This window comes from uncultured Virgibacillus sp. (genome assembly GCF_947495635.1).
Classification (GTDB): Bacteria; Bacillota; Bacilli; order Bacillales; family Amphibacillaceae; genus Virgibacillus; species Virgibacillus salarius.
The window spans coordinates 1-9372 of sequence record NZ_CANMAB010000133.1 but is presented as its reverse complement, the minus strand read 5'-3'; the positions used below and the strand labels follow the sequence as shown (position 1 = coordinate 9372).

Sequence of the window (9372 nt, the reverse complement as noted above, 5' to 3'; positions counted from 1 at the left end):
TCTTTTTTCTTAGCTTGACGGCTATGGGCCGTGCCCGCGGAAAGCGAAGTAATTAGTCGGAGCATTGCCAATATACACAAACATTTCAAAATAACTACTTGGCTTAACGCAGTCATTGCACTGATTTTATACTTTCTTAACTTACAAAAAAAGAAACCCTATCTAGGTTTCCCAGCTTGTTTCTGATTTCATTTTTCCTTAAGAGCAAAAAACTACTTACTTTTGCTTTTCCAATCAAGAAAGAAAATATACATTGAAGCGTTGCCCATGGAAAACGACGCTTCATCAAATACTGCTATTTCACTATTAAAACGCTCCTTAAGTAATACAGAATCAATGTTTAATCTGTCTACACAAAGTAAAACTTCAATCCGTGGGGGATTTGTTTATCCCCACGGATTATTCGTAAAACCAATCGGACATTTACTGGCAGTCGATCCCCCGCTTAATCCGTATTATTGCTTGAATTAAGATCTTACTGAGTTATTAGCGAGATAAAGGAGAGCATATCAAAAACGCTTCTCAGTAGCTTTAATTACCATCAAGAGGCTTCGCTTATTCTAGACGATTCGTTTCTAAAGGATAATGTTTTAAGAAGTAAACAAGTGCTTGTAGCTCAACCGCTAAATCAATATGATGAACACGAATATGTTCTGGAACCGTAATCCTCGCTGGAGTGAAATTTAAAATCCCCGTAATCCCTTGCTCCACGAGTCGATCGGTGATTCCATCCGCTTCACTAGCAGGGATTGTTAAGATTGCCACCTTTACACCAGCTATCTTGTCTTCTAAATCTGCAATATTATATACAGGTACATCACCAATCGTAGTTCCAACCTTATCGGGATCACTATCGAACGCCATCTTTATTAATATATTATTATTTTTCATAAAATTATAATGTAAAAAGGCAGTACCTAGATTACCTACGCCAATTAGTGCAACATCCGTTGTTTCATCCTGATCGAGCGTCTTACGAAAAAATCCCAATAGGTATTCGACATTATAGCCATATCCCTTTTTACCCAATGCACCAAAATAAGAAAAATCTCTGCGAATGGTAGCAGAATCGACTTTTACCGCATCACTTAATTCCTTGGAGGACACCCTTTTTTTGCCCTGGTGATTCAAATTATTTAAAAATCGATAATACAATGGCAAGCGTTTAGCAGTTGCTTGAGGTATTTTATTTTGATCCATGGTCATTCCTTCTTTCCTTACGATAATAATCTCCAGATTTACCACCTTGTTTTTCGATTAAAAATGTCTGGCCGATGGTCATCCCTTTATCAATCGCTTTGCACATATCATATACTGTCAATGTAGCAGCAGACACAGCAGTAAGAGCTTCCATCTCAACACCTGTAATTCCTTTCGTTTTCACAGTGGCATCAACAATTAATTCATATGTATCATGTGACGTATCCCACTGAAACGAAATATTAACGCCCGTTAATGGTAACGGATGACACATTGGAATAAAGTCTGGTGTCTTCTTTGCTGCCATAATACCTGCAACTTGTGCAACTGCAAGTACATCCCCTTTTTTTATAGCATTTCCAATAATCGCCTCATAAACTTGTTTGTTCATAAGGATACTGGATCTAGCGATTGCCATACGATTCGTTTCTTGCTTATCACTAATATCCACCATATGCGCCCTACCCTGTTGATTAAAGTGTGTAAAATCTGACATTTGCCCAACTCCATTGCTTTGAACTCCATCTCTATTCTAGCAGAAAAATGGAAATAAGTCGTGATCGTTTTCACAATTATATTGCTTGCGTTCATGTAATTAAGATACACTAGTATGGATGAGGTGAAAAGCTATGATACTTATGCAAATGAATGGACTTTCTAAGGCATTTGGTGCTGATGAGATTCTATCGAATATAAAAATGGAAGTAAAAGACAATGATCGTATTGCTATTGTAGGTAGAAATGGAGCTGGAAAGTCTACACTATTAAAAATAATGGCTGGTGAACTCAGCTATGATGATGGTGAGCTTTTCCAGCCTAAGGATTTAACAATCGGTTACTTATCACAACATATGTCACTTGAATCAAATCAAACCATTTGGGATGAAATGCTCGCTGTATTTACGGAATTAAGAAAACAGGAAGAAGAGCTACGTCTCCTTGAAAAGCAAATGGAACAAACGACTAACCATTCAACTGACAGCTATGAAAAATTATTGGATCAATACGATAAACTACAACAGGTCTTTCAAAGGAATGGCGGATATACCTATGAAGCAGATATAAAAGCTGTTTTAACTGGCCTAGATTTTCATCATTTTGACTACCAAACACCAATTGAAACACTAAGTGGTGGTCAAAAAACTAGATTGGCACTAGGAAAACTGTTATTAAAGAAGCCACAGTTACTTATTTTAGATGAACCAACAAACCACTTGGATATTGATACATTAAATTGGTTAGAAAACTATCTAATAAGCTATCCTGGAGCTATCATCATCGTCTCCCACGATCGTTATTTTCTAGATAAGACCGTATCCATCGTTTATGAGATTTCCAGACATAAAACGAAAAAATATCATGGTACGTATAGTAAATTTTTAGAACAAAAAGCTTTGGATTTTGAAAAAGACCTAAAAGAATATGAAAAACAACAATCTGAAATTAAAAAAATGGAGGATTTTATTCAACGAAATATTGTACGTGCGTCTACAACGAAGCGTGCCCAAAGTAGGCGGAAGCAGTTAGAAAAAATGGACAAGCTTGATCGACCTTTAGGAGAAGAATCTTCTGCTTCCTTTTCATTTCATATCGACAAAAGAAGTGGAAATGATGTCTTAAAAATCAATGATCTGTCCTTTCGTTATGATGGTGAAGATAATGACTTATTTCACCATGTAGATCTGCACCTAAATCGTGGTGAAAGTGTTGCTTTAGTAGGACCTAATGGAGTTGGTAAAACTACGTTATTAAAAGTTATATTAGGTAAACTGAAGGCTGCAAAAGGTAACATTCAGCTCGGAACAAATGTTCAAATTGGTTATTATGATCAAGAGCAGGCAAATTTAAACTCTTCAAAAACGGTATTGATGGAACTCTGGGATGATTATCCGACGATAAATGAAAAAGATATACGCACCGTTCTTGGTAACTTCTTATTTTCAGGAGACGATGTCTTAAAGCCAGTGAATGCATTAAGTGGGGGAGAAAAAGCAAGACTGGCATTATCTAAATTGATGATGCAAAAAGCCAATCTGCTTATACTCGATGAACCGACAAACCATCTTGATATCGATAGTAAGGAAGTACTTGAAGCTGCTTTAATCGATTATCCAGGTACGATACTTTTTGTTTCTCATGATCGCTATTTTATTAACAAAATTGCTGATCAAGTGATCGAAATGCAAAGATCCAATACGATGCTTTATTTAGGGGATTATGATTATTATCTAGAGAAAAAAGCAGAAGAGGCAGAAATACAAAGATTACAGCAAGCTGAAGTAGTTAAACAAAAGTCAACAACTGAAAAAAAGCGGAGCTACAAGGAAGAAAAGCAATTAAAAAGTGAAAGACGCAAGAAGCAACGACGAATTGCTGAACTCGAGGAAGAAATTGAAAAACTAGAGTTAGAAATCAATCAGATAGAAGATAAAATGACACAGCCAGAAATTTTCCAAGATCATGAAAAGGCACTTGAATTAACTCAAGAGACGCAAAATCGAAAACAGCATATTGAACGATTAATGGAAGAGTGGGCCGAGCTACAAGAGGAATAATCGATTTAAAAGAGCGCCCCAACATAGTAATCTAGATGAAACAAATCCGAGCTATATTCCGAATATACGAAGTTATATTTCGAAAAATAGCTCGGGTTTTTTATCATTCTTTGAATGCAATGATTAGGTGGTTCCTACCGAAGTATGAAATAGTTAACCTTAGATGGATGACTTCTAAAGAAATTACACGAGTCATCTAGTTCTACATAAAGCGTCCCATATCCTAGATTTCGATGATGATATGCCACATCTGCTTGTAAATAAAAAGCTACATGATCGCAATTTTATATCATGTAGCTTTTTTAGATGACCATATTTATTTGAATAGATAATCATTTTGGATCGAGTTTTCCACAGCTATTCGATAAATCACGCCAAAGCCAAGCATTGTGGATAATACGGAACTACCTCCATAACTTATCAACAATAACGGAATTCCTGTTACCGGCATAATTCCTATTGCCATCCCAACATTTTGAAACACGTGGACTAACAGCATACTCAGATAGCCAAAACAAATATATGATGCAAACGGCGAATGCTGATAAATAGCGAGCCCAATCGTGACTAACTTATATAGCAACATAAAATATAGAAAAATGACAAGCGCACTACCGACAAATCCAAAGCTCTCTCCAATGATGGAAAAGATAAAATCGGTTTGTGCTTCTGGGAAATTAACCTGAGGTGTCCCAAGCCCTTTTCCAAATAATTGCCCTGAACCAAGTGCCATAAAAGCCTGGTCAAAATGCCATGTAGCATCACTTGTTTGTTGCGTAGGATCAAACCACGTCATAATTCGATCAATCTGATACGCCTGGTCGTCTCCAACAATTTTCTTAGCTAGATCCGGGAATTTTACAATAAATCCTAATACAGCGCCAAGTACCGCTGAAATACTAACAATTAAAAACATAATGATTTTCCAATCAATTCCCGATAATATAATAATCATCCCTGCAATGAATAGATACACCATTGCCGTACCAAAATCAGGCTGTTGCATAATTAAAAAGACGGGAGCTCCAACTACTGCAAGAATTTTAACTAACATAAGTATGTCTGACTTTACAGTTGGTCTTTCAAATTTTTGCTTATGGCTGTGGATAACAGCAGCCATGTATATAATCGTCGTTATTTTCGTAAACTCAGCGGGCTGTAACGAAAGTCCAGGAAGCTGGAACCAGCTTTTTGCACCATTAACAGGCTTTGCGATCGCATCTGGACTAATTAACAGCACAGCAAGCACAAGTACACCAAATCCATAGATGAAAACACTAGCCTTCTGAATTTGCTCAATATCTAAATACTGTATGGCAGCTACAATACCAACACCTATTGTAAACCAAACGATTTGTTTTAAAACAAAGTTCTCATTATATTGATCCAATTGCTGGGCGTTGTAAATGGAAAGCAAGCTGACACATACAAACAAAATAAATAAGATAATTAAATCATTCTGTATATAAAAGGACTGTTTCTTAGACACTGCTCAATCACCAAATTTCTCTAACATCATTAAATGTTGTATAGTTATCCACAAGCTCAAAAGTGAATAACATGCATTATATCGCTATTAATAAAAAGATACACACATTATCCACATGTTTTTATGCAGTTTTCCACAAATTTACCCACTTTCAACATGACTATCTGACAGACTTCCAATAAGTTATGAACATTTCTGTGACAACCTGTGGATTACTTATTACTTTAAAAGTAACGAAGGTCTTGCATTTAATTCAAGCCCTGAACGTCTACCTTGTTCAAAAGCAATTGTCCCTGCAGCAGCAATCATTGCAGCATTATCCGTGCAGAGGTTTAAAGGAGGTATTAATAAAGGAATACTAGTCTTTGCAAATTCTGCTTCCAACGCACTGCGTAATCCTCTGTTAGCTGCTACACCGCCTGCAATAATAACCTGTTTAACATCAAACTCCTTTGCTGCACGAACCGTTTTAGTAGTTAATACATCAATTACACTAGCTTGAAAGCTAGCTGCTATATCCTCTTTTCTAAGTTCTTTTCCACGTTGTTTTGCATTGTGAATGGTATTAATAACAGAAGACTTCAGCCCACTAAAGCTAAAATCATAGCTATTTTGCTCTAACCAAGCTCTAGGAAAATCGATTGCTTCTTCTCCTAGTTCTGCCAGCCGGTCAATTTGCGGGCCACCTGGATAAGGTAATTGCAACATACGTGCAACTTTATCATAGGCTTCTCCTGCAGCATCATCCCTTGTTTCGCCAATTAATTCATATGCTCCATGTGATTTCATAAGAACAAGTTCTGTATGACCACCAGAAACGATTAATGCAAGCAAAGGGAATTCAAATTCCTTTTCTAACCGATTTGCATAAATATGTCCAGCTATATGATGTACACCAATCAACGGTTTTTGTTTAGCAAAAGCCAATGCTTTAGCAGCATTCACACCTACTAATAAAGCACCTACTAAACCTGGCCCTTCCGTAACTGCAATCCCATCAATAGCTTCCCATACCGTATTTGACTGTTGTAGTGCTTCTTCCAGTACATACGTTATTTGTTCCACATGATGACGGGAAGCTATTTCTGGAACTACTCCGCCAAATCGTTTATGACTATCAATTTGTGATGCAACGACATTGGCAAGAATTTCTCTTCCATTTTTTACAATGGCTACTGCAGTTTCATCACAACTTGTTTCAATTCCTAATAGTATTGTGTCTTTTTTCATGTTAAATTCACCCACATTACAATTGCATCTTCCTGATTATCTGTATAATAATTTTTACGAATGCCGCCTGATACCAACCCAAATTTACGATATAATTTTTGTGCTATCATATTCGATTTACGAACTTCTAAAGACAGACGACTGACTCCTTTCATTATCGCATATCGAATAGTATAGTGGAATAGTTTTTCTCCTAATCTTCTCCCTCGAAAAGATGGCATAATAGCAATATTCGTAATTTGTACATCATCCAGGACTATCCACATACCTACATAACCGACAATAGTATCGTCAAGCTCCATCACAAAATAATATGCATGTGGATTATCGGTAATCTCCTGATAAAAAATGTCTGTCGTCCATGAATTGGTAAAAGATGCCTTTTCCACTTCCATTACTTGTTGAACATCAGCTACTTCCATTTTTCGTATTGCTACGTTACTCATTCGCTTGCTTTTCCCTTTGTTGCTCAAGCCATTTCGCTTCTGCTTCTGCAAGTCTGAGGTAATTTGGAGTCAACGTATGTGTAGAATCAATGGGTTTATCTTTAGATGCTAATATCAAATGAGATGCCCTAGGTAGATGATAGGTAGGTTCTGGAATCATGGCATTTATTCCTACTATCCGTTCAATAGCTTCCTGATGAATATGCATGTCAGGACTTAAAAACAAAACAGGCTTGTCATAAGCCTTAAGCTTGTTTAATAAATCCTCCATGGAAATATTTGATTCAGGTACAATCTCTTCCATAATCGTACCTTGCCACTGATAGGTACTGGAATAAACCATTCCCCTTCTAGCATCAAAAAAAGGACAAATAAGACCATTAAAAAATCGCCCTTGATATGCAAGGACTTCCAAACTAGAAATGCCCACTATTGGTATATTCAGTGCCCAGGCCATTGTCTTTGCTGTAGACAACCCAATTCGAACTCCTGTAAATGATCCAGGACCTTTTGCAACAACAATTTGCTCTAATTGATCAGGCATTAATCCAATATCTTTCATTAATTGATCAATTGCTGGCATTAAACGTACGGAATGATTCTTCGCTAAGTTTGTATTTATTTCGCCAATGATTTGCTCATTTTGTTGAATAGCGACACTCATTACTTGGTTCGAGGTATCGATAGCAAGTATGTTCATGTAAATAACTCCTCATTCTGCTAAATTATAACTGTAGTTCATTTAGAACGTATTTAAAATGGTCACCCCATGCAGTAAATGCTAATTCTCTCGAATGCTCATTAATGTATGAAATAGTTATTTCTAGACGATTTTGTGGTAAGTAATCTTGAATATATCTTGCCCATTCAACGATACAAATACCGTCTCCATTAAAATATTCATCAAACCCTATGTCCTCATCTGAATGTTCTAGTCGATAGACGTCCATATGATATAACGGCAGTTCGCCTTCATACTCTTTAATAATCGTAAATGTTGGACTTGTCACATTTCGTTTTACTCCTAGTCCAACTGCGATACCCTTTGTAAAGGTTGTCTTTCCAGCTCCAAGGTCACCTTCAAGCATAATAACATCCCCTGGCTTAAGTAATATCGCAAGTTTTTCAGCAAGCTGTATTGTTTCTTCTACTGTATGAGTTGTAATTTGATATGTATCCAATAAATCCACCTACTTTAAATGTGTGTACCCCTGCTTTGGTAAAGTGTAATCCCTACCATCCTTATTGATATATACCTTTCCACTTGTATCCTCGTTTATAACTTTACCTATTTTCGTTATTCTAACAGGTAATAATTTAGCTACGCTCTTTAACTCCGACCAGTCCGCTGACGGAACAGTACCTAATAATTCAAAATCTTCCCCTCCAAAATATTTCCAGTTATATTGTAAATCAGAAGGAAATTGATTATATGTCTCATGAACTGGAATTCGATTATCCTCTAATTGAATAGTTACCCTTGAAGCTTCCGCAATTTCTGCTGCTTCACTTGCAATGCCATCACTCACATCATTTAATGTGATTCGAGTAAACTTCTGCAAATGAGCTGCAAAATCGATTTGAGGTGTGGGTAGTTGATGCCTTTTAATAAAATACGCTGCGTTATCGTAGGAGCTTGGATTTGTCAGAATATGAAAGCCTGCTTGTGAATCACCTAATGTACCCGTTACAAATACAATATCTCCAGCTTTAGCAGTATGACGGTAGCGAATTTTATCTTGATCAACATAACCAATCACAGTAATAGATAAAGATAGTTCTTTGCCCGATACTGTGTCTCCACCAATTAAGTCCATGTGGTATTTCCCAGCCATTTTCTTCATGCCAGCAAAGATCTCAGCAATTTCTATTTCGGTCCAAGTCTTAGGAATAACAATAGAAACTAGATAAAAAGCAGGAGTTGCTCCCATTGCAGCTAAATCACTTAAATTTGCTGCTAAAGCCCGAAATCCTACATGAAAAGGCTCCATCGTATCCCTTCGGAAATGGACTCCTTCTACAAAAGTATCAACTGCCGTTACAATATCTGATGCAGATTGACGTATAACAGCTGCATCATCCCCAATACCTTTGATTAAAGTAGGCTGGCTATAATATGTTTGTTTTATTGAATCAATTAATGAAAATTCATCCATTTACAAGTCACACCAATTTCTTTTTAAGCTATATTTTATGATAGCAAAAAATGTTGAAAAATGAAAAAGGAAACCATACTAGATTGGAAATAACATGAAGTAGATAAGGATGGATATTTTACTTGATTCGGGGCGACAGCTTCTTGATGAAAATTCCTATTAAATATAAAAAACACACGATTTTCAATAATGAAATCCTGTGTCTACCTTTATAATATTAGTGGCGGTCCGGACGGGACTCGAACCCGCGACCTCCTGCGTGACAGGCAGGCATTCTAACCAACTGAACTACCGGA

Annotated in this window: 10 protein-coding genes; 2 read left to right on the top strand and 8 right to left on the bottom strand. The window is 36.7% G+C overall.

All coding sequences use genetic code 11. From position 1 onward, the window contains the following. Positions 1-267: 267 nt before the first annotated feature. Positions 268-471, top strand: a complete 204-nt coding sequence (locus Q1A47_RS18935) for a hypothetical protein (protein WP_299632698.1) — start codon at positions 268-270, stop codon at positions 469-471. An 84-nt stretch (positions 472-555) separates the two neighbouring features. On the opposite strand, the gene Q1A47_RS18930 is transcribed toward Q1A47_RS18935, so the two are convergent. Together Q1A47_RS18930 and moaC are read right to left on the bottom strand one after the other, a co-directional pair. After that, a complete protein-coding gene (locus Q1A47_RS18930; protein ID WP_026680376.1) occupies positions 556-1206 on the bottom strand; it encodes a redox-sensing transcriptional repressor Rex in 651 nt (216 codons plus the stop codon). Next, positions 1187-1696: a cyclic pyranopterin monophosphate synthase MoaC gene (gene moaC, locus Q1A47_RS18925; RefSeq protein WP_121604545.1), complete on the bottom strand. Its 510-nt coding sequence runs from the start codon at positions 1694-1696 to the stop codon at positions 1187-1189. The genes Q1A47_RS18930 and moaC overlap by 20 nt, the downstream gene beginning before the upstream one ends. 133 nt (positions 1697-1829) lie before the next feature. On the opposite strand from moaC, the gene abc-f reads away from it, so the two are divergent. Further along, complete coding sequence (gene abc-f / locus Q1A47_RS18920; protein WP_026680374.1) at positions 1830-3755, top strand: ribosomal protection-like ABC-F family protein; 1926 nt, start codon at positions 1830-1832, stop codon at positions 3753-3755. Positions 3756-4071: 316 nt separating this feature from the next. On the opposite strand, the gene Q1A47_RS18915 is transcribed toward abc-f, so the two are convergent. The 6 genes from Q1A47_RS18915 to thiL form a co-directional block, all read right to left on the bottom strand. Next, entirely contained in the window at positions 4072-5244 is a 1173-nt protein-coding gene (locus Q1A47_RS18915) for an FtsW/RodA/SpoVE family cell cycle protein (RefSeq protein ID WP_166531002.1), read from the bottom strand. Between the two features lie 219 nt (positions 5245-5463). After that, the gene (gene tsaD, locus Q1A47_RS18910; RefSeq protein WP_166531003.1) at positions 5464-6474 is read right to left on the bottom strand and encodes a tRNA (adenosine(37)-N6)-threonylcarbamoyltransferase complex transferase subunit TsaD; all 1011 of its coding nucleotides are present in this window, start codon (positions 6472-6474) and stop codon (positions 5464-5466) included. Further along, on the bottom strand, positions 6471-6920 hold the full coding sequence (gene rimI / locus Q1A47_RS18905) for a ribosomal protein S18-alanine N-acetyltransferase (RefSeq protein ID WP_166531004.1): 450 nt from the start codon (positions 6918-6920) through the stop codon (positions 6471-6473). Before rimI ends, tsaD begins: the two co-directional genes overlap by 4 nt. Beyond that, the gene (gene tsaB, locus Q1A47_RS18900; protein WP_026680370.1) at positions 6913-7620 is read right to left on the bottom strand and encodes a tRNA (adenosine(37)-N6)-threonylcarbamoyltransferase complex dimerization subunit type 1 TsaB; all 708 of its coding nucleotides are present in this window, start codon (positions 7618-7620) and stop codon (positions 6913-6915) included. The genes rimI and tsaB overlap by 8 nt, the downstream gene beginning before the upstream one ends. A gap of 25 nt (positions 7621-7645) precedes the next feature. Beyond that, positions 7646-8101: a tRNA (adenosine(37)-N6)-threonylcarbamoyltransferase complex ATPase subunit type 1 TsaE gene (gene tsaE, locus Q1A47_RS18895; protein ID WP_026680369.1), complete on the bottom strand. Its 456-nt coding sequence runs from the start codon at positions 8099-8101 to the stop codon at positions 7646-7648. 9 nt (positions 8102-8110) lie between these two features. Next, positions 8111-9076, bottom strand: a complete 966-nt coding sequence (thiL, locus tag Q1A47_RS18890; RefSeq protein ID WP_026680368.1) for a thiamine-phosphate kinase — start codon at positions 9074-9076, stop codon at positions 8111-8113. Positions 9077-9372: the final 296 nt, after the last annotated feature.

Coding starts and splice junctions, on each gene's coding strand:
- abc-f (WP_026680374.1), top strand. CDS start 1,830: ATGATACTTATGCAAATGAATGGACTTTCTAAGGCATTTGGTGCTGAT.
- tsaD (WP_166531003.1), bottom strand. CDS start 6,474: ATGAAAAAAGACACAATACTATTAGGAATTGAAACAAGTTGTGATGAA.
- thiL (WP_026680368.1), bottom strand. CDS start 9,076: ATGGATGAATTTTCATTAATTGATTCAATAAAACAAACATATTATAGC.
- rimI (WP_166531004.1), bottom strand. CDS start 6,920: ATGAGTAACGTAGCAATACGAAAAATGGAAGTAGCTGATGTTCAACAA.
- Q1A47_RS18935 (WP_299632698.1), top strand. CDS start 268: ATGGAAAACGACGCTTCATCAAATACTGCTATTTCACTATTAAAACGC.
- moaC (WP_121604545.1), bottom strand. CDS start 1,696: ATGTCAGATTTTACACACTTTAATCAACAGGGTAGGGCGCATATGGTG.
- tsaB (WP_026680370.1), bottom strand. CDS start 7,620: ATGAACATACTTGCTATCGATACCTCGAACCAAGTAATGAGTGTCGCT.
- Q1A47_RS18930 (WP_026680376.1), bottom strand. CDS start 1,206: ATGACCATGGATCAAAATAAAATACCTCAAGCAACTGCTAAACGCTTG.